Source organism: Saccharothrix ecbatanensis (assembly GCF_014205015.1).
Lineage (GTDB): Bacteria > Actinomycetota > Actinomycetes > Mycobacteriales > Pseudonocardiaceae > Actinosynnema > Actinosynnema ecbatanense.
On sequence record NZ_JACHMO010000001.1, the window covers coordinates 2,534,737 to 2,560,783 of the forward strand.

At 71.8% G+C, this 26,047-nt stretch carries 23 protein-coding genes; 7 read left to right on the forward strand and 16 right to left on the reverse strand.

Going from position 1 to position 26,047, the window contains the following annotated elements:
* The first annotated feature begins 140 nt into the window (after positions 1-140).
* On the forward strand, positions 141-1,943 hold the full coding sequence (locus tag F4560_RS10895; protein ID WP_184919151.1) for an ABC transporter substrate-binding protein: 1,803 nt from the start codon (positions 141-143) through the stop codon (positions 1,941-1,943).
* Here the strand turns inward: F4560_RS10895 and F4560_RS10900 are convergent.
* From F4560_RS10900 to F4560_RS10920, 5 genes are read right to left on the reverse strand one after another with little or no spacing between them, the layout of a single operon-like run.
* On the reverse strand, positions 1,922-3,274 hold the full coding sequence (locus F4560_RS10900) for a nucleotide sugar dehydrogenase (protein ID WP_184919153.1): 1,353 nt from the start codon (positions 3,272-3,274) through the stop codon (positions 1,922-1,924). The genes F4560_RS10895 and F4560_RS10900 overlap by 22 nt on opposite strands.
* A 7-nt stretch (positions 3,275-3,281) precedes the next feature.
* Positions 3,282-4,019: a class I SAM-dependent DNA methyltransferase gene (locus tag F4560_RS10905; RefSeq protein ID WP_221483450.1), complete on the reverse strand. Its 738-nt coding sequence runs from the start codon at positions 4,017-4,019 to the stop codon at positions 3,282-3,284.
* Positions 4,020-4,072: 53 nt separating this feature from the next.
* Positions 4,073-5,215, reverse strand: a complete 1,143-nt coding sequence (locus tag F4560_RS10910; protein WP_184919155.1) for a nucleotide disphospho-sugar-binding domain-containing protein — start codon at positions 5,213-5,215, stop codon at positions 4,073-4,075.
* A gap of 37 nt (positions 5,216-5,252) precedes the next feature.
* Positions 5,253-6,383, reverse strand: coding sequence for a DegT/DnrJ/EryC1/StrS family aminotransferase (locus F4560_RS10915; protein ID WP_184929060.1), 1,131 nt, complete (start codon positions 6,381-6,383; stop codon positions 5,253-5,255).
* A gap of 21 nt (positions 6,384-6,404) precedes the next feature.
* Positions 6,405-7,649: a macrolide family glycosyltransferase gene (locus tag F4560_RS10920; protein ID WP_184919157.1), complete on the reverse strand. Its 1,245-nt coding sequence runs from the start codon at positions 7,647-7,649 to the stop codon at positions 6,405-6,407.
* A 161-nt stretch (positions 7,650-7,810) separates the two neighbouring features.
* Here F4560_RS10920 and F4560_RS10925 point away from each other — a divergent pair, with 161 nt between their 5' ends.
* Positions 7,811-8,800, forward strand: a complete 990-nt coding sequence (locus tag F4560_RS10925; protein ID WP_184919159.1) for an ATP-binding cassette domain-containing protein — start codon at positions 7,811-7,813, stop codon at positions 8,798-8,800.
* Positions 8,797-9,633, forward strand: coding sequence for an ABC transporter permease (locus tag F4560_RS10930; protein ID WP_184919161.1), 837 nt, complete (start codon positions 8,797-8,799; stop codon positions 9,631-9,633). Before F4560_RS10925 ends, F4560_RS10930 begins: the two co-directional genes overlap by 4 nt.
* Before the next feature lie 44 nt (positions 9,634-9,677).
* Here F4560_RS10930 and F4560_RS10935 read toward each other — a convergent pair whose 3' ends face one another.
* From F4560_RS10935 to F4560_RS10950, 4 genes are all read right to left on the reverse strand, one after another.
* Positions 9,678-10,871, reverse strand: a complete 1,194-nt coding sequence (locus F4560_RS10935) for a DUF885 domain-containing protein (protein WP_312869087.1) — start codon at positions 10,869-10,871, stop codon at positions 9,678-9,680.
* The gene (locus F4560_RS10940; protein WP_184919163.1) at positions 10,868-12,541 is read right to left on the reverse strand and encodes an ABC transporter substrate-binding protein; all 1,674 of its coding nucleotides are present in this window, start codon (positions 12,539-12,541) and stop codon (positions 10,868-10,870) included. Before F4560_RS10940 ends, F4560_RS10935 begins: the two co-directional genes overlap by 4 nt.
* Entirely contained in the window at positions 12,538-13,839 is a 1,302-nt protein-coding gene (locus F4560_RS10945) for an aminotransferase class V-fold PLP-dependent enzyme (RefSeq protein WP_312869089.1), read from the reverse strand. The genes F4560_RS10940 and F4560_RS10945 overlap by 4 nt, the downstream gene beginning before the upstream one ends.
* A 90-nt stretch (positions 13,840-13,929) precedes the next feature.
* On the reverse strand, positions 13,930-15,249 hold the full coding sequence (locus tag F4560_RS10950) for an NDP-hexose 2,3-dehydratase family protein (protein WP_184919167.1): 1,320 nt from the start codon (positions 15,247-15,249) through the stop codon (positions 13,930-13,932).
* Between the two features lie 65 nt (positions 15,250-15,314).
* On the opposite strand from F4560_RS10950, the gene F4560_RS10955 reads away from it, so the two are divergent.
* Entirely contained in the window at positions 15,315-16,322 is a 1,008-nt protein-coding gene (locus F4560_RS10955; RefSeq protein WP_184919169.1) for a methyltransferase, read from the forward strand.
* 8 nt (positions 16,323-16,330) lie between these two features.
* Here F4560_RS10955 and F4560_RS10960 read toward each other — a convergent pair whose 3' ends face one another.
* Complete coding sequence (locus F4560_RS10960; RefSeq protein WP_312869092.1) at positions 16,331-17,101, reverse strand: class I SAM-dependent methyltransferase; 771 nt, start codon at positions 17,099-17,101, stop codon at positions 16,331-16,333.
* Positions 17,102-17,142: 41 nt separating this feature from the next.
* On the opposite strand from F4560_RS10960, the gene F4560_RS10965 reads away from it, so the two are divergent.
* A complete protein-coding gene (locus F4560_RS10965) occupies positions 17,143-17,661 on the forward strand; it encodes an SRPBCC domain-containing protein (protein WP_184919172.1) in 519 nt (172 codons plus the stop codon).
* A gap of 62 nt (positions 17,662-17,723) precedes the next feature.
* Here the strand turns inward: F4560_RS10965 and F4560_RS10970 are convergent, their stop codons facing one another.
* Positions 17,724-18,722: an aldo/keto reductase gene (locus F4560_RS10970; protein WP_184919174.1), complete on the reverse strand. Its 999-nt coding sequence runs from the start codon at positions 18,720-18,722 to the stop codon at positions 17,724-17,726.
* Between the two features lie 228 nt (positions 18,723-18,950).
* On the opposite strand from F4560_RS10970, the gene F4560_RS10975 reads away from it, so the two are divergent.
* Positions 18,951-20,003 (forward strand): hypothetical protein, encoded by a 1,053-nt coding sequence (locus F4560_RS10975; RefSeq protein ID WP_184919176.1) that lies wholly within the window; start codon positions 18,951-18,953, stop codon positions 20,001-20,003.
* 208 nt (positions 20,004-20,211) lie between these two features.
* Here the strand turns inward: F4560_RS10975 and F4560_RS10980 are convergent, their stop codons facing one another.
* Positions 20,212-20,520, reverse strand: coding sequence for a hypothetical protein (locus F4560_RS10980; protein ID WP_184919181.1), 309 nt, complete (start codon positions 20,518-20,520; stop codon positions 20,212-20,214).
* An 87-nt stretch (positions 20,521-20,607) separates the two neighbouring features.
* Between F4560_RS10980 and F4560_RS10985 the strand changes: the two genes are divergently transcribed.
* On the forward strand, positions 20,608-21,795 hold the full coding sequence (locus F4560_RS10985) for a coiled-coil domain-containing protein (protein ID WP_184919182.1): 1,188 nt from the start codon (positions 20,608-20,610) through the stop codon (positions 21,793-21,795).
* Between the two features lie 78 nt (positions 21,796-21,873).
* Here the strand turns inward: F4560_RS10985 and F4560_RS10990 are convergent, their stop codons facing one another.
* The 4 genes from F4560_RS10990 to glyA form a co-directional block, all read right to left on the reverse strand.
* Positions 21,874-23,001: an FAD-dependent oxidoreductase gene (locus tag F4560_RS10990; RefSeq protein ID WP_184919183.1), complete on the reverse strand. Its 1,128-nt coding sequence runs from the start codon at positions 22,999-23,001 to the stop codon at positions 21,874-21,876.
* Positions 22,998-23,519: a TetR/AcrR family transcriptional regulator gene (locus tag F4560_RS10995; protein WP_184919184.1), complete on the reverse strand. Its 522-nt coding sequence runs from the start codon at positions 23,517-23,519 to the stop codon at positions 22,998-23,000. The genes F4560_RS10990 and F4560_RS10995 overlap by 4 nt, the downstream gene beginning before the upstream one ends.
* Before the next feature lie 43 nt (positions 23,520-23,562).
* Positions 23,563-24,621, reverse strand: coding sequence for a winged helix DNA-binding domain-containing protein (locus tag F4560_RS11000; protein ID WP_312869096.1), 1,059 nt, complete (start codon positions 24,619-24,621; stop codon positions 23,563-23,565).
* 62 nt (positions 24,622-24,683) lie between these two features.
* Positions 24,684-26,003, reverse strand: coding sequence for a serine hydroxymethyltransferase (glyA, locus tag F4560_RS11005; protein WP_184919185.1), 1,320 nt, complete (start codon positions 26,001-26,003; stop codon positions 24,684-24,686).
* Positions 26,004-26,047: the final 44 nt, after the last annotated feature.

The following is a 26,047-nucleotide window of genomic DNA, read 5'->3' on the forward strand; positions in this document are numbered from 1 at the left end:
GCTACACCTTCTTATAGCAGCACGGCTGACGTCAGGGAAGTGGCAACCGCCCTTTCCTGCTCGTTGTCGAAGCGGCTGTCCAAATAAGCTTTAGTCACATATGGTGAAGCGCGTTGCCGTGGTGAAGGGCGGACCCCGACATGACCGACGACGAGCCGACGTACGGCGGCACCCTGCGCTACTTCGGCCCCGGCGGTATGGACCACGTGGACCCGGCGTGCGCCTACTACACGTTCTCCCACCAGGTGATCCGGCTGTTCGCCCGCCAGCTCTACGGCTACCGCACCGCCGTGGACGGCTCGGCGCTGACGCCGGTGCCGGACGTCGCGCTGGACGTGCCCGAGGTCGGCGCGGACGGCCTCGTCCACACGATCCGGCTGCGCACCGGGGTCCGGTGGGACACCGACCCGCCGCGCGAGGTCACCGCCGAGGACTTCGTGCGCGGCCTCAAGCGGATGTGCAACCCGGTCGTCGGCTCGGGCGCGATCCACTACTACACCAGCACCATCGCGGGCATGGCCGAGTTCGCGCGGAACTACCGCGACCGGTTCGCGGGCCGCACACCGACCGCCGCCGACCTCGCCGGGTTCCAGGACGCCAACGAGGTGCGCGGCCTGCGCGCGGTCGGACCCAAGACCCTGGTGGTCGAGTTGACCAGGCCCGCCAACGACCTGCTGAACGTGCTGGCCACGACGTTCGCCTCCGCCGCGCCGCGCGAGTACGACGCCTTCCTCCCGGACAGCCCCGAGTTCGTCCGCGGCGTGCGCTCCAACGGGCCGTATCGGCTCGTCTCCTACCGGCACGCCGAGTCCCTGCGGATGGAGCGCAACCCGGCGTGGCGGGCCGACACGGACCCGTTGCGGCACGGCTACGTGAACGCGATCGACGTCCGGATGTCCAGGGTGGACGACGACACCGTGCGTGACGCGATCGAGCGCGGCGACGCCGACCTGTCCTGGGGCGCCCCGGTGATCAGCCGCGACCGGGTGCCGCCGGACGCCGACCGGCACCTCGGATACGCGCTCAACCCCTACCTGACGTTCAACCTGCGCAGCCCCAACGAGCGCGGCGCGGTGCGCAACCTGCTGGTGCGGCGGGCCGTCGCGCACGCGATCGACAAGGCCGCGATGGTCAAACTCTTCGACGACATGGACCTGGGCACGGTGACCACCGTCGCGCACACCGCCATCCCGCGCGGCAACACCGGCCACCGCGAGTACAACCGCTACCCGACGCCCGGCGACCGCGGCGACCCGCGCAAGTGCCGCGAACTGCTCGCGGAGGCCGGCTACGGCGACGGTCTGGTGCTGCGCGCGCTGTACCGGTCGGACGCGCCGCACGCCGACGTCGCCGAGTTCTACGCGGAGAACCTCGAACGCGGGGGCATCACCGTCGACCTGGTGCTGATCAGCCAGGCGGACGACTACTACCGCTTCCTCCAGGACCCGGCGAAGGCGGTCGCCGGCGAGTGGGACATCACCGCCGCCGCGTGGACACCGGACTGGTTCGGCAACAACGGCCGGGCCTGGGTGCAGCCGATGTTCCAGTCCAACTTCGCCGCCGGTACCAGCAACTACGGCGACTACCGCAACCCGGAGGTCGACCGGCTGATCGAGGCCGCGCTGTCCGAACCCGACCCGGACCGGGCCGCGGACCTGTGGCACGAGGTGGACCGGCAGGTCATCGAGGACGTGGCGATCGTGCCGATCCTGATGTGCGAGCCGACGATCCCGCACATGACCGGCCACCGGGTGCGCGGCGCGCTGCCGATGCCGCAGGTCGACCGGTGGCTGGACGCGGCGAACCTGTGGCTCGACCCGACGTCCCGACCGCACGCCGGGCAGGGGTCGGGCGCTGACCAGGGGTCGCACGTGACGGGCGCCGGGCAGGGGACGCACGTGGCGCAGGTGGCGGGCGCCGGTCACCGGCCGATGCCGCGGTAGCCGAACCCGTTGCGCCGCAACCGTTCGATGTACTCACGCGAGTAGTAGGCGCGGCCGTCGAACACCAGGCACGGCAACGAGACCAGCCCGGCCAGCCACTCCGGCGGCAGGTCGGCGAACGCCCGGTGCCCGGCCAGCACCGCCACGCAGTCCGCGCCCACCACGGCATCCGCCAGCTCCCGCTCGGGCTCGACGCCGAACACCCGGCGCATCGCGTCCGGGTCGGCCAGCGGGTCGAACAGCCGCACGGTCGCGCCGGTCGCCCGCAGCGCACGCACCACACCCAGCACCGGGGTGTGCCGCAGGTCGCCGGTGTCGCTCTTGAACGCCGCGCCGAGCACGGCGACCGTCGCCGAGCCGACGTCCTTGCCCAGCTTCGCCAACTCGTCGCCGATCAGCCCGGCGGCGTAGTCCGGCATCGCGTCGTTGACCTCCCGCGCGGTGCGCACCGTGCGCAGGTCCGCACCCCGGTCCCGCGCCGCCCGCCACACCATCCACGGGTCCTTGGTCAGGCACGACCCGCCGACGCCGACGCTGGGCAGCAGCACGTTCACCCGTCCCGTGCCCTTGGGCAGCGAGTTCGCCGCCGAGATCACCTCCAGCACGTCCACGCCGTAGAGCGCGCAGAACCGGGCGAGTTCGTTCGCCATGGCCACGTTCACGTCGATCCACCAGTTGCTGGCCAGCTTCACCACCTCGGCCACGTCGGCGTCCGGCACGCGCCGCACCTCCACGCCGAGCGCGGTGCGCCAGAACAGGTCCGCGGCGTCCGCGCTGGCCGGGTCGCAGCCGCCGACCACCACCGGCAGGGTCACGAGCTGCGCCAGCGCGTTGCCCTCGGCCAGTCGTTCCGGGCAGTACGCCAGCCCGAAGTCCTCGCCCTGCACCAGCCCCGAGCCCTCCAGCAGCGGCTTGACCAGGCCCCGCGTCACGCCCGGCGCGACCGTGCTCTTCAGCAGCACCAGCTGTCCCGGCCGTAGCCGGGGCGCCAATTCCCCGCACACCTCCTCCAGCTGCGCGGTCTCCAGCGCCCCGCCGTCGTCCACCGGTGTCCCGACGGTCACGACGACGACGTCCACCGCGCGTACCGCGTCGTAGTCGGTGGTGAACGCCAGCAGCGGACCGCCCGCCAGCCCGGCCAGCGCCTCCGCCAGACCGGGCTCGGGCACCCGGCACCGCCCGGCCGCGAGATCGGCGACGAGGTCGCGGTCGCGGTCGACGCCGACCACGTCGAACCCGGCTCCGGCCAGCGTCACGCCCAGGCAGGACCCCACGTACCCGAAGCCGATGACGGCGATCCGCGGAGCACCCGCTGCCGGCCAGAACCGCATGGCTCGCTCACTCTCTGGTCCCGATGAAGTAGCCGTTCGCGAAGGGCTCGGCCGTCACGTACTCGACGTCGGCGCACCCGGCGCGCCGGAACGAGCCCAGCACCTCGTTCCGGCTGAAGGGCGTGTACACGTGGGTCTGGGTGAAGTGCTCGACGCCGTCCGGACCGGCGACCACGAAGTGGATCTCCATCTCCGCCGACCGGCCCGGCAGCGTGGTCCGCGACACCCGCGACATCACCCGATCGCCGTCGCGGACGATCTCCGCGCCGATGTAGCCGTCCAGGTACTGCTCCGGGAACCACCACGGCTCGGCGAACAGCACGCCGCCCGGCGACAGGTGCCGCGCCATGCACCCGACCAGCATGTCCAGCTCCTCGACCGACCGCATCAGGGCGAACGTGCCCCACATGCACACGACGGTGTCGTAGGTCCGGCCCAGGTCGAAGTCCCGCATGTCCTCGTCGTGCACCACCACGTCCGGCAGCTTGGCCCTGGTCTCCTCGCGCATCCGGCTCGACAGGTCCAGGCCCTCGACCGTCGTGAACGCCTTGGCGTAGTGGGTGAGGTGCTCGCCGGTGCCGCTGCCCACGTCGAGCAGGGACGCGGCGCCGGGCTTGCGGGCCAGCACCAGGTCCACCACGCCGACCGCCTCGGCGCGGTAGTCCTTGCCCTTGTGGTCGCGGTAGATCGAGTCGAACCAGTCGGCGAGCTTGTCGAAGATCCGCTCGGCGTTCTCGTCGGCCACGGGTTGCCTCCTCCGGTCAGGACAGCGGGTCAGGACAGCGGGTGGGGTGCCGGTCAGGGCAGCCGGTCCGCCAGCTGGTCCGCGATCCGGTCCACGACGACGGCCGGCGAGGGGAGGCCGGCGATCTCCGCGCGCACCGCGGCCGTCGCGGCGCGCAGCCCGTCGTCCACGACCAGCCGTTCCAGCAGCGCGCTGGTCACGTCGGCGCGGTCGCACACCAGGCCGACACCGCTGTGCCGGATGGCGTTGCACGTGACGTGCTGCATCTGGTCGCGCGGGTCGACGGCGGCCAGCTGCGGCACGCCCGAGTCGACGGCGGTGATCGTGGTGGCCGACCCGCCGTGGTGCACGACGGCCGCGCAGGTGCGCAGCAGCACGTGCAGCGGGACCCAGCCCACCGACCGCACGTTGGGCGGCAGCTCGCCCAGCGGCGAGATGTCCACGTCGCCCAGCGCCAGCACGAACTCCGCGTCCGCCCCGGCCGCGGCGGCCAGCAGCGGCGCGACCGAGTCCACCCCGAACGTCTGCAACTCGATGGTGCCGAGCGTGATCGCGATCCGGGGCCGCTCCGGCGCGCGGGTCAGCCAGTCGTCCAGCACCGCGCCGCCGCTGTACGTGACCCAGCGCGTGAACCAGCCCTCGGGCTCGTACTGGAGCATGCTCGGCGGGAACGCCTCCAGCGTCACGTCCGGCTCGGGCAGCACCACCCGGTACCGCTCGCAGAGGTCCTGGAGATAGCCGCCCACCGCCTTGTGCAGCCGGCCCGTGCGGTTGCCACCGAGGTTGCGCTGTACGGCGGGCACCCCGCGTCGGGCAGCGCCGAACAGCCCCGCGGTGGCGCCCTGGTCGTACACCACCAGGTCCGGTTCCCACTCGTCGGCCAGCTGGACGGTCCGGTCGACCGCCCGCCGGTTGACCGCGGCGATCGACGGCGCCCAGTCGGACACGTCGACGACGGGTTTCGTCGTGGCGGTGGCGGCGAAGTCCGGGTAGTCCCGCGCCACCTCCTCGAACACCGCGACCGAGCTGAAGCCCGGCGCGACGTCCACCACCTCGAGCCCGGCCGCCGCCGCCCTGGCGCTGTGCTCGGCGACCGTCACGACCACGTCGTGGCCCGCCGCCCGGAACGCCCAGGCGAGGCTCACCAGGGGGAACAGGTGCCCGACACCGGGCGCGGCACAGAACATCACGCGCATGCGAGTGGTCCCTTCTCGATCCGCTGTGCCGCGCGGGTCACCAACCGGCGCGGATGGTCGTGGAGATGTGGGCGAGGTCCTCGTCGGACAGCCACCAGCCCACGGGGATGTGCACCACCCGGTCGTGGACGGAGTCCAGACCGGGCAGCGGCACGCCGGCGTCCGCGACGCAGCTGTGCGCGTCGTTGCGGCGGGCGATGAGGCTGGTGCCGATGCCCGCCTCGGCGAGCCGGCGCAGGAAGCCCGGCCGGTCGTCCACCTTGACCGGGTAGACCCAGAACGACGGGTCGGCCGCGTCCGGCCGCGCGACCTGCTCCAGGCCGGGCACGTCCGCGAGTTCCTTGTCCAGGTGTGCCGCGTTCGACCGGTGCCGCTCCAGCAGGTCGTCCACCGCGGCCAGGTTCGCGAGCCCCACCGCGGCGCACAGCTCGTTGAGGTGGAAGCGGTATCCCCAGTCGGCGACGTCGTACTCGCCCAGCCGCCGTTCGGAGTGCCGGTTGATGCCGAAGTAGCGGCGCGACTTCGCCCGGCGGTGCGCCTCCCCGTCCGGGAACGCGACCACGCCGCCGCTGCCGCAGGTGAGCAGCTTGATGGCGCCGAAGCTGTAGACGCTGATGTTGCCGTGCGTGCCCAACGGACGGCCGCGGAACGTCGCGCCCCAGGCCTGGGCGCAGTCCTCGATGACGACGCAGCGCACGCCGTGCTCGGCCTCGCCCGCGTCCACGACGGCCCGCAGCCGGTCCAGGTCGACCGGGTAGCCGGCCCAGTGCACCAGCACGATCGCGCGGGTGGCCGGGGTGATCTTGCGCGCCAGGTCGTCCAGGTCCATGTTCAGCGTGGCCGGGTCGACGTCCACCCAGCGCAGCCGCAGACCCTCGGCGAGCACCGGCCAGTTCGTGGCCTCGAACGTCAGCGGGGTGCACAGCACCTCGGCGTCCCGATCCGCTGGGCGGCTGTCGCCGGGCCGGTGCACCAGGCTGAGCGCCAGTTGCAGGCCTGAGGTCGCCGAGTTGACCGCGGTGACGAACGGGTTGCCCAGCCGCGCGCCGATCGACCGCTCGAACTCCTCGGCGCGCGGCCCGTGTTCGAGCTGACCGCTGCCCAACGCGCCCGCCACGCCGTCCAGCGCGTCGGGCAGGTTCATCGCCACCTTGAACAACGGGATCATCACGCCCCCGGTTGCTAATAGCTAATGAAGTGAAGTCGCCCGTCCGGTGTCGGCCCGTCCGGTGTCGGCTCGCGCGGCGAGGAGGCCCTCGATCGCCTCGGCGGCGCGGGCGGCGCCGCCCGCCTCGTGGATGTCCTGCCGCATCCGGTCGACCCGCCGCCGCACCTCGGGGTCGTCGACCAGCCGGCGGACGGTGTCCGCGAGGGTGTCCGCGACGACCTGGTCCAGCGTCAGCCGGTGGCCGAGCCCCAGTTCCACGACCCGGTCGGCGGACGGCTCGGCCTCGGTGGCGTAGTCCGGCACGACCAGCAGCGGCACGCCCCAGCTCAGGGCCTCCATCACCGCGCCGGTGGTGCCCTGGGTGACGCAGGCGCTCGCGTGCCGGAGCACCTCGGGGAACGGGATCCACCGGTGCGCCTCGACGTTGTCGGGCAGCGCGCCGAGCACGTCCGGGTCGAGGAACTCGCCGACGGCGAGCACGACCTGCCACGACGTGCCGTCGAACGCCCGCGCGAACTCCTGGAAGAACTCGGGGTGCTCGTTGAACGTGGTGCCCAGCGACACCAGCAGCACCGGCCGGTCCGGGTCGCGCGGCCGCCACCCGTCCACGGGGTCCTGCTGCGCCGAACCGGGCCCGACGAACACGTACCGCTCGTCGCACGACTCGGCGGCGATCTGGAACGAGCGCGGGATGAACACCACGTTCAGCTCCTCGATCTCCGACCAGAAGTCTCGGATGGACAGGGCCACGCCGAACTCGGCCAGCAGCGGGGTCAGCCGATCGCGGAACGGCCCGACCTCCGCCGGGTGCCGGAAACCGTGGCTGCGCCACAGTTCCTCGAAGATGGAGTAGACCGGGGTGGACGCGAAGATCGGCCACATCCGCACCGCGGGCACGTCCCAGCGGGTGGCCAGCAGCCGGGCGGCGATGAACGGGAAGACGTCGTACAGGAGGAGGTCCGGCGGGTCGTCCGCGAGCTCCCGCTCGACGGGCCGCAGGATCGCCTCGTTCTCGGCCAGGTGGACCAAGTGGACCTGGGTCTCCGCGTCCGCCGCCGCGGCCAGGTCGGGCAGGTGCGCGTCGTCGAACACCGACTTGTAGAGCAGCGCCCGCGCGCCGACGGATTCGACCGTGGGCGCGAACTTCTCGTTGGTCACATAGGTGACGCGGTGCCCGCGGTCGACCAGTTCGGCGATGACGCCCAGGGAGGGGAGCACGTGTCCGGCGCCGGCGAGGTTGACGACCAGGATGTGGCGCCGCTCCATGCGAACCCCTCGCGGTCGGTTGGTTCGTGATCAGCTTCGGCCAAACCTACCATCTGAAAATATAGTAAGCAACGACGAAATGAAGAGTTGCCTTATATAAGCGGCTGCTTTAGGATCGGCCTGTGCCGAACTCGGTTCGGCCGAGGCGAGGAGGAGGAGCGGTGACGTCGGATTCGACACTCGCGATCGAGACGTCCGGCCTGGTCAAGGTCTTCGGCGACACGAAGGCCGTTGACGGGCTCGACCTGGCGGTGCCGGCCGGGACGGTCTACAGCGTGCTCGGCCCGAACGGCGCCGGGAAGACCACCGCGATCCGGATACTGTCCACTTTGCTGCGTCCGGACGGCGGTGTCGCGCGCGTGTTCGGCCACGACGTCGTCACGGAGTCGGCGGCGGTGCGCGGCCTGGTGAGCGTGACCGGCCAGTCGACGTCGGTGGACGAGGACCTGACCGGACTCGAGAACCTGATCCTCGTCTCCCGGCTGTTCGGCCACCGCCCGGCGGCGGCCAGGGACCGGGCGGCCGAGCTGATCGAGGCGTTCGGCCTGACCGAGGTCGCCAAGCGACTGGTCAAGACCTACTCCGGCGGCGAGCGCAGGCGCGTCGACATCGCGGCCAGCATCGTCGTCACGCCGGACCTCCTGTTCCTGGACGAGCCGACCACCGGCCTCGACCCGCGCAGCCGCAACCAGGTCTGGGAGATCGTCCGGGAACTCGTCGGCAGCGGCACCACCGTGCTGCTGACCACCCAGTACCTGGAGGAAGCCGACCAGCTGGCGGACCGCATCGCGGTCATCGACCACGGCCGGGTCATCGCCGAGGGCGCGCCGCAGGAGCTGAAGTCCTCCGTCGGCTCGGGCGTGCTGCACGTCGGCGTCACCGGCCCGGCCGACCAGGCCAGTGCCGTGCTGTCCCGCGTGCTCGGCGTCGAAGTCCAGTCCGAAGGCGACGGGACCCGGCTCTCCGCCCGCGTCGGCGACCCCGACCAGGCGACCCTGGCGCTCGCCGAACTCCGGTCCGCCGGCGTGGCGGTGCGCGACTTCTCCCTGGGCCAGCCCAGCCTGGACGAGGTGTTCCTCGCGCTGACCGGGCACCCCGCCGCGGACGAACCCGCCCTCGGCACGACCGTCGACGAGGAGGTCCCGGCATGACGACGTCGACCGCGCCCGCCACCGAGGGCGCCGCACGGCGCGGCGCGCTGTCCGCCCGCACCCGTCCACCGAAGGCCGGCCCGCTCTCGGCGGCGCTGACCTTCGCGTGGCGGTCCATGCTGAAGCTCAAGCACGTGCCGGACCAGATGTCCGACGCGGTCGTGCTGCCGGTGATGTTCACGCTGATGTTCACGTTCCTGTTCGGCGGCGCGATCTCCGGCACGACGCACGACTACCTCCAGTTCTTCCTGCCCGGCGTAATGGTGCTCGCGGTGACGCTGTCGTCGGTGTTCTCGGGCATCTCGCTGAACCTCGACCTGTCCAAGGGCAGCTTCGACCGGTTCCGCACGCTGCCGATCTGGCGGCCGTCGATGCTCATCGGCGCGGCGCTGGGCGACACGTTCCGCTACTTCGTCGCGTCGCTGGTGCCGTTCCTGGTCGGTCTGCTGCTGGGTTTCCGGCCTGGTGGCGGCGTGGTCGGGCTGCTGCTGGCCCTGCTGTTCCTCCAGCTGTTCGCGTTCTGCCTTTCGTGGCTGTGGACGATGTTCGCGCTGCTGCTCAGCACGCCGACGGGGTTCCAGGGTCTGACGATGCCGATCCAGTTCGTGCTGGTGTTCGCCAGCAACGTGATGGTCCCGCCGCAGACCATGCCCGGCTGGCTGGACGCGGTGGTCAGCGCCAACCCGATCAGCCACGTGGCGACGGCGGTGCGGGGCCTGCTGCACGGCACCGTGACGGCGGGTCAGCTCGGCGCGGGTTTCCTCGCCTGCGCGGCGTTCCTGGTGGTGTTCGGCACGGTGACGTCGGTCCTGTTCAGCAAGCGCCAGCGCTGAGACCCGCGGTAGGCGGGGCGCGCAACCCGCCCCGCCTACCGAGATCAGCAGGTCTCCAGGTCCGCCGGCAGCAGCGGCTGCTCCAGCAGCACCCGGTACCGGTCGACCGCCGACTCACCCTCGGGCCGGGCCGCCAGCCAAGCCCGCACGAGCCGCGCGCCCTCCACGTAGGTGACCGAGTACGCGCGCCACAACGGGTCCATCAGGAACCGGCCTATGTGCTCGGCCCGGTCGCGCGGCAGGAGCAGCCAGCGCTCCAGGTGGTCGACCGCCTCGTCCAGGCTCGCGCCCCGGTCGTGCAGCATGATCGCCGCGTCCTGCCTCGCCGGCATCAGCCGCTGCACCAACACCAGCAGGCGTTCCACCAGCTCGCCATCGGTCTTGAGACCCAGTCCGGCCACCACCTCGGACGTCCACTCGCCCCAGCCCGGCCCGAGCACGACGTCCACCGCGAGTTCGGCCGCGCCCTCCGCGGTCAGGCACTGCGGCGTGTTCACCAGCGCGATGGTCTGCTCGATCTGACCCAGCCCGGTCACCAGCCCGGCTTCCTTCAGGCAACGTTCGGTGTGGTGGCCGGGATACGCCTCGTGCGTCGCGATCAGCGGCAGGGCGGCAATGGTCCGACCGGCCTCCGCGTTCACCGCGACCGCCGAGCGGTGGCCGCCCAGGTAGCGGTTGAACGCGTTCCACGGCTTGCCTTCCACCACCTCGAACTCCACGCGTTCGTCGGCGGGCAGCGGGAACTCCGCGCGCACCTTCGCGCGCAGCTCCTCGGCCACCGCCCGGACGGCCGCGCCGATCCGGTCCGGCGGCACCGCGTTGCGGTCGTAGAACGCCGCCACCCGGTCGGTCAACGGCCCGCCACCGGGCAGCAGCGCGGAGATCTCCTCGTGGATACCGGCGTACGCGTCGGGCTCGCCCAACCCGACCCGCACCCCGAAGCACGTCTCCACCTCCGTCAGGAACGGCATGTCCCGGCCCGCCATCCGCCCCGCGCCGCACTCCAGCGCGGTCAGCTGCGCGTGGAGGAACCTCGTGCGGCTCGCGTCGAGACCGCTGTCCGGCAACCGGACCAGGAGTTCGGCCGCCTGCCGCGCCAGGTCGGCCGGATCGGGCGCCGGCTCGGCGTCCACCCGCTCCTTCAGCTCCGGGTCGCCGAACCAGCAGTCCACGAACCCGTCCACCACCCGGCCCATCCGCAGGCCCAGCGACAGGTAGTCCCGCGCGAGGTCGCTCACCGGTCCGCGCCCGGCTCGACGCGGACCGTGGCCAGGTCGATGGAATGGCCCAGCGACGGCAGGATCCGCGCGTCGCGCACCCGCGGACCACGCAACGGCGGCCTGGACGGTCGGCGGAACAGCAGCGGCACCACGGCGGCGTCCGCCAGCACCGCGCGCTGCGCCGCACGCCAGTGCTCGGCCTCCTGATCGGGGTGCGCCACGGCCGCCAGCGCCCGGTCGACCAGCAGGCCCACCTCGGGATCGCCGGTGTCGCCCAACGCCTGCACGAACACCCGTCCATTGCGGTGGAACCACGGCGCGGACCAGCAGGCCAGCGCGGCGTCCCACTCGGCGTCCGGGTCGTCGAGCACGGCGCGGTGGCGCACGTCGTCCAGCACGACGGTCCGCACGGTGACACCGGCCTTCTCCAGGTCCGCGGTGACGGCCGACGCCACCGCCGCGTCGCGTTCAACGCACACCAGCGTGAGTGCCAGATCGGCGTGGCCCGCTTCGGCCAGCAGGGCGCGGCAACGTTCCGGCGCGCCGGTCAGCGGGACGACGGGCGTCTCCTCGTGCCCGTCGCTGCCCGGCGGGATGAGCGAACCGGCGGGCAGCACGTCGAATCCGGGCTCCGCCACCAGCTCCGCCGTGGACAGCCGGTCGAGCGCCTGGGCCAGCGCCCGCCGCACCGCCGCGTCACACGCCCGGCCGCGTCCGTTGAACACCAGGTACGGGTCGAGCGCGAACCCACGGGCGTCGAGCTTCCCGTTCGGTTGGAGCAGCGGTGTCGCCCACGGCAGGTCGGCCTCGTCGGCCGCGATCCGCGCGGCGAGGCCGTCCGCGTCGTCGACGGTGAACTCGACGCGGTCGAAGTGCTGTTCACGCACCGGATCGGTGTCCTTGCGCCACCAAGGATTGCGCTCCAACGCCGCAGGTTCGCCGGGCACCGGTCGGTACGGGCCGGTGGAGCGCACGTGGTGGACGAACGCCGGGTCGCCCGGCACCAGCAGGTCGTACTCGGCCGGCGCGGGGGAGAAGCACGGCAGGGTCAGCACGTCCACGAAGTCGAGCGCCGGCCGGATCAGCTCCACCATGACGGTGCTGTCGTCCAACGCGAACACCCCGCTGATGTCGTGCGCCGCCTGGTAGTTGGACATGTCCGCCGCGGTCGGGCCGACCCGCGCGTAGCCGGCGTGGAACTCCGCGAGGCCGCGGACCGTGCCGAGGAGGTAAGGCAGGGCGGCGTTGCGTGCCGCCGGGTGTGCCAACCGCTTGAACGCACGCACCACGTCGTGCGCGGTGACCCGCCTGGGCGGCGTGGTGTCCCAGACGACTTCGGGCCGCAGGTGCACCACGTAGCCGAGGTGGCTCGCGCCCAGGCCCGCGTTGTAGGTCGACGGCACGGCGGTCGCGAGGTCGCCGACGGGCTCGTAGGCCTGCCAGTCCCGCAGGTTGTCCCGCGGTGGGTAGGCGAACAGCGTGCGGGCGAACAGCCTGGTCACCCGGTCCTCGATCCCGTTGCGCCAGTACGCCGGGTCGACCACCAGCGGCGTCGCCGGTCCACGCAGTCGCAAGGGGGTCGGCACCCTGCCACCGGCGACCTCGTGCCGGTTCACGGCGTCCGACGAGTTCACGGCGTCCGGCGGGTTCACGGCTTCCAACGGGTTCGACGCTTCCGGCGGGTTCACGACATCCGCTCCGCGAGCCGGGCCATCACCGCGACCGCGCGGTCGATCTCGGCGTGGTCGTTGAACAGGTGGGTGGTCAGCCGGGCGGCGTAGTGCTGGTGCGGCGAGCCGGGCACGTCGAACTCCGTCCACCTGGTCCAGATCCGGTGCTCCTCTTCGAGCGTGTGCACGAAGGCGTTGAACTTCTTCACGTTCCAGGCGTCCTCGGGCGCGCGGAACGGGTTGAACGCGATCAGCGGCGACCGCAGCGCCGGGTCCACACCGGGCGAGTACAGCGACTCCGCGCCGAACGCCTCGATCAGCCGGCCGCGCGCGTGCTCGGCGAGCTCCATGATCCGCCGTTCGATGCGGGCCCGGCCGATCCGGTCCCACAGCTCGCACGCCTTCGCCAGCGCGGCGCCCCGCGCGATGCTGGCGCTGCCCGCGCTCTGGAGGTAGTCGCCCATGTTGCAGCTCTCCACCTTCGTGGTGGTGCGCGGCGGCGGACTGCCGAGCATCGGGTACCACGTCGAGATCACCGGCCAGAACGTCGGCAGCGGCAACGGGTTGTGCTCGGGGTAGACCTTGTTGCGCACGTACAGCAGGCCGGTGCCGAGCGGGCCGCACTGGAACTTCGAGCCCGAGCACGCCATGAAGTCGACGCCGAGCGCGCGCAGGTCGGCGTCGAGCATGCCGGGCAGCAGCGCGCCGTCGACCACCGTGGTCAGGCCGTGCCGCTGGGCCAGGTCGCACAGCCGCCGGATCGGCATCATGGTGCCGGTGAACAGGGTGACGGCGGCGAACGCGAGCACCTTGGTGCGCGGCGTGATCGCCTCCTCGAACAGGGCGACGATCTCGTCCGCGGCGACCTCGTGCCCGGACGGCGGCGTGATCACCTTGAGCGTGATGCCGTGCCGGTTGCGGACGAGGTTGAAGTTCGACAGCACCGAGTAGCACTCGTGCGAGGTGGTCACGACCTCGTCGCCGGCGTGCAGGTCGAGCCCGTTGATCACCCGGGCGACGCCCTCGGTCGCGTTGTGGCAGATGACCATCTCGTCCACGTCGACACCGTAGGAGCGGCCGATCGCGGTGCGGTACTCGGTGAACATCGCGGGCAGGTAGACGTCCATCAGCCCGCCGGTCCACTCGCGGGTCACCCGGTCGACGGTGTCGAGCACCTCGTACGGCATCGCGCCCACGGTGCCGGTGTTGAGGTGGATGGTGGTCGGGTCGAGTGCGAACAGTTCGCGCAACCGGTCCCACGACGCGGTGCGCAGCGGATCGGCGGTCGGGTGTCCGAGGTTCGCGGTGTGGCTCACGCGTGGCCCCCTCTGCGTGGAAGGACTCCGGAACCACACCGACGATACAGTTAATTTTAACGTAGTGAACAGGGTCTTCCGGTGGTCCCGTCATCGAGCCGGGTAGTGCGCGGACAGGCACAGGAGCAGGCTCCGCGCCTCGATGTCGACCTGGTAGCTGGACCGCGCGAGCGCGGCGACCGCGGCCACGTCCAGCCAGCGGAACCCCGGCGGCTCCGGCGCGTCCGGCGCCTCCACCAGCACGTGCCTGGTCACCGCGTGCCGGAACCGGCCGCCCTCCTCGGACTGCACCACGTCGTAGCGCACGTCGGCGCCGGGCGCGAGCACGTCGTCCAGGAACCGCGGGCGGGAGCCGTCCGCCACGGACGCGGGCGCGCACTGCACCGTCGGACCCAACTCCACCACGTCCCGGTAGCCCGGCCGCAGGTCAGCGCGCGCCAGCACCTGCGGCACGCCCTCGCGGCAGCGCACCAGGAACGCGGCCAGGCCGGGCGAAGCCGGCTCCAGCAGCGGCTGGCACCAGCTGCCGACCTCGCGGTTCGTGGCCTCCACCCGGACGCCGACGATGCCGAAGAAACGCCCGTCCGGCCGGGAGATCCGCTCGCCGTCCCGCCGCCACCCGGTCACCCGGTCCAGCCGGATCGGCGTTGTGGTCAGGAAGTGCGCCGACTTGTGCCGGGTGAGCCAGCTGCCCGCCGCGCCGGGGCACGCCGCCGACGCGCCCGCCAACAGGCACGACAGGACGGTCCGGGCGTCCATGTTGACCACGTTCGGCACCGCCAGCGACGCGTGCAGCTGGCCCAGCGTCAACCAGACGAAGTCGTCGTGCGCGGGCGGCGGACCCGGCAGTTCCACCACGACGTTCCGGTTCCGCTTGCCGCGGAACCACGAGCCCTGCTCGGACTGGAGCACGTCGACCAGCACCGATCCCGGCTCGGGGTCGAGGAAGTGCTCGACGTACCGCGACGCCGCGCCGCGGTGGGCCCGCAGGTAGTTGCTGGACGTGGCCTGGACGGTGGGGGAGAGCTGCACGACGTTGACGTTCCCCGGCTCCATCTTGGCCTGCATCAGGAAGTGCAGCACGCCGTCGATCCGGGTCGCCAGGATGCCCAGGATGGCCACGTCCTGCTGGTTGACGATGGGTTGCCGCCAGTGCCGCGCCCCGCCGTGGTCGGTGCGCACGTCCACGCCCTCGACGGCGAAGAACCGCCCTTCCCGGTGCGCGAGGTGGTCCGTCTCCGGGTCGAAGTGCCAACCGGCCAACCGGTCGAACGGGACCGTCACGACCGTGAACGGGTTCCGCCGCCGTCGTTCGGCGAGCCACCCCAGCAGCCACTCGACGTCCCGGGGCACGTGCTCGGCCGAGTCGGCGAGTCGTCGGGAGAGGTGGTCTGCGGTCGCCCTGGCCATGAATCCCCCCGGTACGGATAGACTTCAAACATCTATAGCATGTCGGGTGACCGTGAGAGGTGTCCATGGACGATCACGAGTCGGCTCTCTTCCTCTTCCACGAGGCGATGGCCTTCACCTACGCGGCGGCGTTGCGGGCCGTGGTCCTCACCGGGGTCGCCGATCACCTCTCCGACGGACCCCGCACCGCGGCGGAACTCGCCGAGGCCACCGGGACCAGCGCGGACGGGCTGCGGCGGACCATGCGGCTGCTCGTGACCCGCGGTGTGTTCGAGGACCACGGCGACGACCTGTTCGCCCTCGCCCCCCGCGGTGTCGCGCTGCGCACCCACTCGCCGCTGTCCGCCCGCCCGGCGATCCTGATGTTCACCGATCGGATGTGGTGGGACACCGCCTGGGAACTCACCACGACCCTCCGTGACGAGAACGTCGGCTTCGCGGGCGTGTTCGGCACATCGCTCCAGACCTACTTCGACGCCGACGCCGACCGGGAGGCGTTGTTCTACGCCGGGATGGAAGCGGTGTCCGACGCCGAGATCCCCTACGTGGTGGACCTCTGCGACTTACCGGACACCGGCGTCGTGGCCGACCTCGGCGGCCGGCACGGCGCCCTGCTACGCGCCGTCCTGCGCCGCCACGCCGGACTGCACGGCATCCTGTTCGACCGGTCGCAGCAGGTGCTGGACCGACACCGGCTCGGCGCGACGGACCTGGCCGCCCGCTGCGACATCGTGTGCGGCGACTTCATGGTGGACGTGCCCGCGGCGGACGTTTACCTGCTCAAACGGGTCGTGCACAACCTGGACGACGAGCAAACCGCGCTCCTGCTGCGCAACTGCCTCGAACGGCTGCGGCCCGGCGGCCGGGTCATGGTCGTCGACGCGATCGTGCCGCCGGACGGGCAGCGGCACCAGAGCAAGGAGATGGACCTGATGATGCTGGCCGCGCACACCGGCCGGGAACGCACCGAGTCCGAACTCGACGCGGTGTTCGCGGCGGGCGGGCTGAGACTCACCAAGGTCGTCCGCACGCCCTCGGTGATGTCGATCGCCGAGGGCGTGCCCGCGCGGTGAGCCACCGTTCAGCCGGGCCAGCGCAGGTAGGCCAGGGGAGGCTCGCGGTGCGGCAGGACGCGCAACGCGCCGCGGGCCAGGCCGAGCACCTCGCGGACGGCGGCGGTCTCACCCGGCCACTTCGCGTGCGCCAACTCGTCGAACGCGACGACGCTGCCCACCGTGAGGTACGGCTCGATCATCTCCAGCACGGCGCGGGTGGGCTCGTAGAGGTCCATGTCGAGGTACGCCAGCGCGATCACCGTCTGCGGGTTGGCCGCCAGGTAGCGCGGCAGCGTCTCCCGGACATCACCCTGCACCACCACGTTCCGCTGCACGTGACCGAGGTGTTCACCCGCCTGATGCGCGTCCAGCACCGCCCGCAGGTGATCCGGGTAACCGGGTGCCGTGGCGAACCGGCCCACCACCGCGCTCGTGCTCACGTCGTCCACGTCCGCGATGTCCGGGAAACCGCTGAACGTGTCGAACCCGATGATCCGCCTGGACGCGTTGTACGGCTCGAACACCCCGCGCAGCGCGGTGAACGCCGCCAGGTGCCTGCCGTGCAGCACACCGAACTCCATCACCACACCCGGAACGTCGACCACCATCCGGTAGATGTCCACGATGGACAGCAGATCCGCCAGCTGACCGCGCCGCAGGTACAGGGGCAGGTTGTCGATCAGGTACTCCTCCGGGATCGGGCTGCTCGCCAGCAGCTTCGCCAGACCCTCCCGCGCGGCGCGGTCGCGGTCGGACTCGTGCGGCAGCATCGCCGGGTCGACGTGTTTGTCGGTCACGTTCGTTCCTTCCCTGGAAACCTCGTTCGAAGGGCACCGCGATGAGCAACCCGGAGTTCCGCTACGTCATCCACATCGAGGCGACGCCCGAGCGCGTCTGGCAAGGGCTCACCGAGGCCGACCTGACCAGGCTGTACTGGGGCGTCGGGCTGAAGTCGGACTGGGCGGCCGGTTCGGTGGTCCACTGGCAGGACGACCGCGACCCGGAAGGCCGGTTCGTCGACCTGGGGATGCGGGTGCTGGCCGCCGAGCCCGGCCGGCTCCTGTCCTACACCTGGCACCCCTACCAGCCGGAGGACCGGGTGGAGTTCGGCTGGACGGAGGAGGAGTTCGCGGCGGCGTCCGAGGAGGAGTCGGCCGTCGCGTTCGAACTGGAGCGGATCGGCTCCTCGGTCAAGCTCACGTTGACGCACAGCGGGTTCACCGATCCGGGCAGCCGGATGCTGTTGTCCGTGACCGACGGCTGGCCGTCTGTGCTGTCCCGGCTCAAGACCGTGCTGGAGACCGGCACGGCGCCGGGCGGCACCCACCGCGAGTGGTACCGGGCCGCTAACTACTGACACCTCGGTCACGTGGTCTGACGCCTTGCTCACGTGATCGCCTGGGTCACGTGGTCGTCTGGTCACGTGACCCAGGCGGCCGGCGCCGGGCCACCCGAGCCCAGCGGCGGGAACAGCGCGTCCAGCGCGTCCAGCTCCGCGGCGGACAGCCGGAGGTCCGCCGCGGCGAGCGCGCCGTCCAGTTGCGCCTCCGTGCGCGGTCCCGTCACGAGCGCGGTGACACCGGGCCGCGACAGCAACCACGCCAGCCCCACCTCGGCGGGCGGACGGCCGATCGACGCGCAGAACTCCTCGTAGCGGCCGATCTCGTCCCGCAGCGCGGGCAACGCCTCCGCTCCCCGGCCCTGCGCGGACTTCACCGCCGTGCCCTCGGCGGTCTTGCGCAGCACCCCGCCGAGCAGACCGCCGTGCAGCGGCGACCACACCAGCACGCCGATGCCGTACGCGCGGGCCGCCGGGATCACGTCGAGTTCCGCGTGCCGAACCGCCAGGTTGTACACGCACTGCTCGGCGGCGATGCCCGGGAAGTGCCTGCGGCGCGCGGCCTCCTGCCCGGCGGCCAGCTGCCATCCGGCGAAGTTGGACGTGCCCGCGTACCGGACCTTGCCCTGCGCCACGAGGGTTTCCATCGCCTGCCACACCTCGTCCCAGCCGGCCGCCGGGTCGGGCGTGTGCAGCTGGTAGAGGTCGATCCAGTCGGTGCCAAGCCGGCGCAGCGACGCCTCGCAGCCCGCGATCAGGTGCCGCGCGGACAGTCCCCGGTCGTTCGGCCCCGGCCCGGTGGGGTTGCCCACCTTGGTCGCCAGCACCGTCCGTTCCCGGCGGGAGGGGTTCCCGGCGAACCAGCGGCCGAGCAGTTCCTCGGTGTGGCCGGGGTGGACGCGCCAGCCGTAGATGTCCGCCGTGTCCACCAGGTTCGCGCCGCCGTCCAGCGCGCGGTCGAGCATCCGCACGGCCGTGTCGTCGTCCACCCTGCCGCCGAAGTTCACCGTGCCCAACGCGATCCGGCCGACCCGCAGCGCGGTGCGCCCCAACGGCACGTACCTGTCGTCGTCCGCCATGCGCGCGGCTCCCGTGGTTCGCAGGCACGATCGAGTGTGCTATTAGTATCACTAACTTAACTTCAAGTGTCGAGCGGTGGTGGCGGCATGAGAACCTTGTCTTGCTGGACACAACGGAGCGTTGCCGGCCTGTCGGTACTTTTACTGATAGCGACCAGTTGGCCTAGTGCCGCAGCAGCACCAGCCGCGCAGCGACCGGAGGCGGCACCCGCGCCGGCCTGCGGGGGCGTGTCGGAAACGACGCTCAACGGCTGGATCCGCGCGGCGAACAACGGCGCCCACGTCCACGAACGGCTCACGCCGACACCCAAGGACTGCGTGGTGACCATCGGCCCGGCCGGGCTCGACCCGCTGGTCGGCAAGTTGACCCTGACCGTGACCGATCCGGGCCGGCTCACGTTCAGCGGCGGCGACTCGATCTTCGACGTCCGCGACCGCGGCGTCCTGTCACTCACCGGCTTGGTGCTGACCGGCGCCACCGCGACCGCGATCACCAACAACCACGGCGGCACCGTGACCCTGACCGGGACCAAGGTCACGGGCAACAGCAACCAGGGCATCTTCGGCGGCGGCCTCGCGAACAGCGGCGGCACGATGACCATCGTCGACAGCGAGGTGTCCGGCAACACGGCGGCGGGCCAGGGCGGCGGCATCGCCAACGCGGGCATCAACAGCTCGCTGACGGTCGTCAACAGCCGGGTCACCGGCAACACGGGCTTGTTCGGCGCCGGCATGTCGACCAGCGGCGGCACCGTCCTGGTGGTCAACACCCGCATCGCGGGCAACCAGTCCTCACCGGACGGCGCGGGCGGCGGGTTCACCAACGGCGCGGGCACCGTGACGATCATCGGCAGCGAGGTCGTCGACAACTCCTCGAACGAGGGCGGCGGCCTGACCAACACCGGCACCCTGCACGTCATCAACACCAAGGTGTCCGGCAACCGCAGCACCGGCATCGCGAACCTCGCCGGCGGCGTGGTCCTGGTGACCGACTGCAAGGTGACCGGCAACCACACCGACGGCCCCGGCGGCGGCGTGATCAACGGCGGCGGCGGCACGATGACCGTCGCGAACACGGAGATCTCGGCCAACACGGCGACCGCCGCGGGCGGCGGCGCCGCGAACACCTCGGGCGGCGTGCTCAGACTGGTGAACGCCAAGGTCTTCGGCAACAAGGCGGACGCGGCAGGCGGCGGCGTGGCCAACACCGGCACCGGCCGCACCTACCTCACCAACACCGCGGTGGACGGCAACACACCGGACAACGTGCGGAACGGCTGAGCCCACAGCCCAGGCCGTCGCCATCGAACCTGGACCGAAATTCATTCCAGGTCCCCGGAAGGCGTGTGTTCGGACCAGCTCTGATTGGTGATGCTGCGGCTTCACTTTGGTGGTCGACGACGTACGTGAACTCCTATCCATGCGGGATTTCCGGACATCGCGGCCCGGACCGAGCGGATGCGCCGGCACGGCGTCGCGGCCTGCTCGTTCAGCGACCGCCCACGGCCCCCATGGCTGGGCGCCGTCGGCCCGTGTCGCGGGCGGCAGCCCCTGGTCGTCGTGGAGGGCTGATCCGCTTCGACGGCCGGTCCTGGCGGAGGGTCGGGCCGACCACGCTGCCCGACTTCCTGCACTGGGCCTTCCACGGGCAGGCCGTGCCGCACACGGTGCACTCGCTCGCGATGCGCACGATGTTCAGCAGCCCGCGGAGCAGGTGGGACGCGCGGTAGAACGCGGCGTGCAGCGCGCGTTCCCATAGATCGGCCAGTTCCTGCCGCTGGCTTCCGATAAGGTTCACTTATCGGAAGCCAGCAATTTCGCACTCAATAGCGTTACGTTATATCCAATAACGTTTGTAGTGACGGAATAGTGCTACGGTATTGCTGTGACGACGACCGAGACCGCCGCGACGACCTGCAACTACCCCGGCTGCACCCGACCGGTGTTCCGGGGCAGTGGGCCGGGGCGGCCGGCCGAGTACTGCGACCTGCCGGAACACACCCGGTGGCGGGCGTGGCGGGAACGGCAGCGGTTGGCGCAGGGGGCGGAGGCGGAGCAGGAGGTCGTCACCGTGACGAAAGGCCTGCAGGGGATCACCGCGGGCAAGATCAGGGCCGAGGAACTGTTGGAGCGGTTCCGGGTGCTCTCCGAGCAGATGTCGACCACGCTCACCGGCGCCGTGGCGGAACTGACCGCGATCGCCGACCCGAGCGTCGCCGAAAGCCAGGTGCAGGCCGTCGAAGCCGAGGCCGCACGGCGGGTCGCCGAAGCGGAAGCTGCCGTAGCCAAAGCGGAACGACGACGGCGTGACGCCGAACAGGCCCGCAAGGCCGCCGAAGACACCACCGAAGACGCGGTCCGTGCCGCCGAACAAGCCGAACAGGACGCCGAAGCCGCCTACGCACAACGTGACGCCGCCCGCGCCGAAGCCGACGCGGCCGTCGAACGCGCCGAACAGGAAATCGCCGCCATCCGCGTCGAAGCCGCCACCGTCGTGGACGAAATCCGCCGGGACGCCCAAACCCAGGTCGAACAGGCCAAAGCCGACGCCGTCTCACACGCAGAACAAGCCCGACGGCTGGCCGTACGCGAGGTCGAGCAGGTCCGGGCGGACGCCCAAGCCCTGATCGACCAGGCCAGGCAGGACGCCCAGGCACTCGTCGAACGCACCCGCACCGAAGCGCAGACCCAGGTCGACCGGGCCCAGACGGACGCGCGGACCCTGGTCGAACAAGCCCGCGCCGAGGCGCACGCGAGCGTCGAACAGGCCCGTGCCGCCGCACGCACCGAAGCGGACGCCGCGAACGAAGCACGGATCAAGGCCGAACGCGCCGAGCAGACCGCCCACGACGCCCGCACCGAACTCGACCGCGCACGAGCCGAACTCACCGAACAGCGCGAGACCCACCGCGCCGACCTCGACCGGGCAGAACGCGCCGCCCGCGAACGCCTCGACGCCCTCGAAGAAGCCCGCACCCAGACGCTGGTCCGCGCCGAACGGGCGGAAAGCCGACTCGACCGACTGCAAGCGGAACTCGACGCCCTCCGAGCGGAGCGAAGCACCCAACCCTGACCGCACGACGTGCCGACCGGATCAACCCCGCTGCGCACCCGAACGGCACGGGGCCGGTACCGCCCGTGCCACCTCAGTTCAGCCGAGAGGGGCCGGTTTTCCGACCAGGCTCGTGGCCACCACACGGTTGACGCCGGGCAGGTTCGACAGCCTCATCGCCACCCGCCGCGCCCACAGCCGCCGCGGCGACGAGGGCAGGAACCAGCGCGCGCCCGACCGCGCCACCTCCTGCTTGTCCACCACGACCGGTCGCCACGCGCGTTCGTACGCCACCGGATCGTCCAGGTGCTCGGCCAGCACGTACGCGCCGCCGATCCCGAGTGACGCGCCCTGCCCGGCCAACAACGACACCGCGCCGCACGCGTCACCCACGAGCACCACCCGCCCGGACGACCACCGCGGCAGCTCCACCTGCGCGACCTGGTCGTAGTAGATCTCCGCCGGACACTTCGCCAACGCCCGCGGCACGACCCAGCCCAACGTCCCGTACGCCTCCATCACCGCCGCACGCGGATCGTCGGGCAGGTCGGGGGACGTCGTCCGGTGCACGGTGAACGCCGCCACCCGACCGTCGCGCAGCCCGTAGAACCCGACCTGCCGGCCGACCGTGTCGGTGACGCAGAACCGTCCGGCGACCAGCGCGTGGATCTCCGGGTCGTCGAACGTGAACGCCGCCGTGTGGAACCCCAACCGGCGCAGGTGCCCGTCACCGAACACGAGCCGCCGCACGGTCGAGTGCACGCCGTCCGCCCCGACCAGCAGGTCACCGGACACCGTCGAACCGTCGGACAACCGTGCGGTCACATCGGATTCCGAATCCTCGACACCCACCACTCCGGCGCCGAACCGCAACGTCACGCCGGCGGGCAGGTCCTCCCGGAACGCACGTTCCAGGTCCGGCCGCATGATGCTCAGCAGCCGCCCGTCCACCGCCCGCGCGAGCCGGTCGAACCGCAGCCCGGCCACCCGACGGCCCCGGGAGTCGACGTACGCGGCCTCCCGCACCCGGTACCCCGACTCCACCAGGCGCGGCAGCACGCCCATCCGTTCGGCGGCGTCGTACCCCGGGCCGAAGAAGTCGATCATGTAGCCGGTGGTGCGCGGCCCGGTGGCGCGTTCCACCACGACGACCTTGTGGCCGAGCGTCCCGAGCCGGTGTGCCAGGGCCAGCCCGGCGATCCCCGCCCCGCTGATCACGACCTTCACCGCAGCACCCTCCCCAGCACGGGCACGACGACGTCCGACGTCAGGTCGGGGGAGATCGCGCGGTGCAGGAGCACGCCGTCGACGGCTGCCGCCAGCACGGCGGCGGTCTCGACCGGTGTGGGCACGTCACGGGAGGCCAGCCACTCGGCGAGCGTCCGGCGGAAGTCCGCCAGCACCGCCCCGACGGCCTGCCGCAGTTCGTCGTTGCGGGTGGCGGCGAGCAGGGTCTCGGTGAACAGTTCCTGCCCGCCGTGGCCGTCCAACGCCTCCAGCAGCCGGGTCAGCACGTCGGCCGGCGTGGACACCGTGTCCAGCAGCCGCCCGAGGTCGTCCACGGCGGACCGCAGCGCGCCGACGGAGGCCTGCACGAGCACCGCCTGGACCGAGTCGAAGTGGTAGTGCACGACCCCCGAGCCGACGCCGGCGCGGTCGGCCAGCATCCGGGTGCTGACCGCGCCCCAGCCCTTCTCGGCGATGAGTTCCGTGGCCGCGTGCAGCAGCCGTTCCCGAACCGTCATTGGACGATCGTACTGGACGATCGTCCTAAGCGTTCGTCCAGATCTAGAGCCGGACCTCCCCGGTCACGCCCGCGAACGCCAGCAGCCGGGCACCCTCGGAGGACACATCGGCCTTCTGCGCGCTGGTCAACGGCCGGAACAGCTCGACGTCCAGCCCGTCGCCGGCGATCTTCCAGGTGCCGTGGACGAAGCCGTCGACCAGCAGCGTCGGCTTGCCGCCGACCACGATCCCGCGCCGGTAGTCCTCGTCGGAGATAACGCGGGTGCGGTCGTCGTGGCCGAGCAGGAGGTTGTCGAACTCGGGCAGGAACCGTGCCGGCGCGGGGGTGTCGGGGTCGGGCAGCGGCCCGTCGGGCACGTCGTAGAGGGTGCGTCCGCGTTCGTCGGTGAAGGTCCGCAGGTCCATCGCCTCGACCACGGGCTTGAGCCGGGTCATGCCCGCCCAGGTCTGCACGTCCCGCACCGAGGCGGGTCCGAACGCGGCCAGGTAGCGGCGCACGACCTCCTCGGGTGTCGTGGCGGGTTCGGCGGTGCCGAGCCAGGTCGAGGCGGTCGTCCACGCCGCCGGTCCGGACTTCCCCCACACCGCGCGGGGCGGCACCTGCACGGCCGGGACGAGGTAGCTGGCCGCGTAGCCGAGGGCGGTGGCGTCGCGGTCGGGCCACCGTGCGCCGAGCCGGTCGCTCAGTTCACGGCGGGTGCGCGGCTTCTCGGCGGCCAGGGCGGTGGCGGCTTCGATGAACGTGTCGCTGTCGAGCCCGTCGAGCACGAACCCGAACGGCGAGGACGCGAACCGCCGGTGCAGGAACGGCCGGAGCAGCGGTTCGATCCGGCCGTGGTCGGCGGCGCTGACGAGGTGGATCGTGGCACGGTGCAGCGACGCGCGGACCACCTTCCGGTCTTCCAGCAGTGACGCGAGCTCCTCGGGCCGGAAGTCCCGGATCCGCGACCACAGGCCGTAGTAGGGCGAGAACGGTTCCTGCGCCTGCATCCCGACCAGGTGCTCGACCACGTCGAGCGCGGGCGTGGTCACCAGGTCCAGCAGCAGTTGCCGGTGCAGTGTGGCGCGGTTCAACGCCCGGGTCGTCAGCTTCTCGATCACGAGGTCACGCTATCCGGAATCGCGGACAGGTCCCGTCCGCGATTCCGGATCGGAGGTGGACTTCAGCGGGACCCGGCGTTGACCGATCGGCGCAGCGCGATGGCGTCGGTGCGCACGCGTTCGGGTGGTTCGCGGTCGATCAGGGCGCGGCGGATGAGGTCGGCGACGGCGGGCTGGTGTTCGGGGGTGAAGCCGCGGCGGGTGATCTCCTGGGTGCCGATGCGCAGCCCGCGCAGGCCCTCGTCGATGCGCTGCCACGGCAGGCTGATGCCGCTGAGGTAGACGCCGGCGTCACCGAGCCGCACGGCCGCCGCGTCGCCGCCGCCGATGGTGAGGGCGTCGATGGCGAGGTGGTGGGAGCGGGTGAACTCGCCGTCGTGGCGGGCGACGTCGAAGCCGTTGTCGGACAGCGCCCGGCCCAGGGCCTGGGCGTTGGCGATGCACGCCCGCGCGTACTCGGGGCCGTGTTCGGCGAGTTCGGCGGCGGTGACGGCGAGCGCGCCGAGGCGTCCGGCGTCGTAGTTGGCGAGCATCCCGGGGTAGGCGACGTTCGAGACGCGTTCGGCGAGGTCCGGGTCGCGGGTGACGACGCAGCCGCCGGACGGGCCGCCGAACGACTTGTAGGTGGAGAACGTCATGAGGTGGGCGCCCTCGTGCAGGGGCCGCTGGAACTCCTTGCCGGCGACGAGGCCGGCCATGTGGGAGGCGTCGTAGACGAGGACGGCGCCGACCTCGTCGGCGGCCGCGCGGACCGCGGCGACGTCGTGCGGGAACAGCATCATGCTCGCGCCGATGACGACGATCCGGGGCCGGTGCACGCGCAGGAACCCGGGAAGCTTGCCGTAGTCGATGTCGAGTTCGTCGGGCAGGTAGGGCAGGTCGACGACGGTCAGGCCGCGGATCGCGGGCACGCCCTGGGCGTGGTGGCTGGCGTGGCCGCCGGCGAACTCGGGCAGCACGGCGATCTTGTCGCCGGCGCGGGCGAACGCGGTGTAGACGGCGAGGTTGGCGAGGGTGGCGCTCTGGAGCCGGACCTCGGCGAAGCTGCCTTCCATGAGGGACGCGACGAGCATCGGCGTGAGGACTTCGAGGGTGTCGAGGTGGTCCAGGCCGACCTGGTACTTCTCGCCGGGCCAGCCCATGCTCGGGCGGCTGGACACGCTGTGGGAGACGGCCGCCGCGGCGGCGGGGCTGACCACGTTGGTTCCCGCGTAGAGCACGATCCCGTCGTCGTCGACCTGGGCGCGGTGCGCTTCGAGGGCTTTGCGGACGGTGCTCGCGACACCGGCGGCGGTCAGGTCGGTCGAGACGGCGGCTTCGACCTCGGCGAGTCGGCGTTGCGCCTGCGGGGAGGCCCAGGGGGCGATCCGGCTGTTCGTCACGAGTGTGCACGCTAGGGCGTCGGCGTCGGGTGGGGCGACCGTCC

Coding starts and splice junctions, on each gene's coding strand:
- F4560_RS10965 (WP_184919172.1), top strand. CDS start 17,143: ATGAGCAACCCGGAGTTCCGCTACGTCATCCACATCGAGGCGACGCCC.
- F4560_RS10910 (WP_184919155.1), bottom strand. CDS start 5,215: ATGCGCGTGATGTTCTGTGCCGCGCCCGGTGTCGGGCACCTGTTCCCC.
- F4560_RS10920 (WP_184919157.1), bottom strand. CDS start 7,649: ATGGAGCGGCGCCACATCCTGGTCGTCAACCTCGCCGGCGCCGGACAC.
- F4560_RS10955 (WP_184919169.1), top strand. CDS start 15,315: ATGGACGATCACGAGTCGGCTCTCTTCCTCTTCCACGAGGCGATGGCC.
- F4560_RS10970 (WP_184919174.1), bottom strand. CDS start 18,722: ATGGCGGACGACGACAGGTACGTGCCGTTGGGGCGCACCGCGCTGCGG.
- F4560_RS10995 (WP_184919184.1), bottom strand. CDS start 23,519: ATGACGGTTCGGGAACGGCTGCTGCACGCGGCCACGGAACTCATCGCC.
- F4560_RS10915 (WP_184929060.1), bottom strand. CDS start 6,383: ATGATCCCGTTGTTCAAGGTGGCGATGAACCTGCCCGACGCGCTGGAC.
- F4560_RS10930 (WP_184919161.1), top strand. CDS start 8,797: ATGACGACGTCGACCGCGCCCGCCACCGAGGGCGCCGCACGGCGCGGC.
- F4560_RS10950 (WP_184919167.1), bottom strand. CDS start 15,249: ATGGCCAGGGCGACCGCAGACCACCTCTCCCGACGACTCGCCGACTCG.
- F4560_RS10900 (WP_184919153.1), bottom strand. CDS start 3,274: ATGCGGTTCTGGCCGGCAGCGGGTGCTCCGCGGATCGCCGTCATCGGC.
- F4560_RS10895 (WP_184919151.1), top strand. CDS start 141: ATGACCGACGACGAGCCGACGTACGGCGGCACCCTGCGCTACTTCGGC.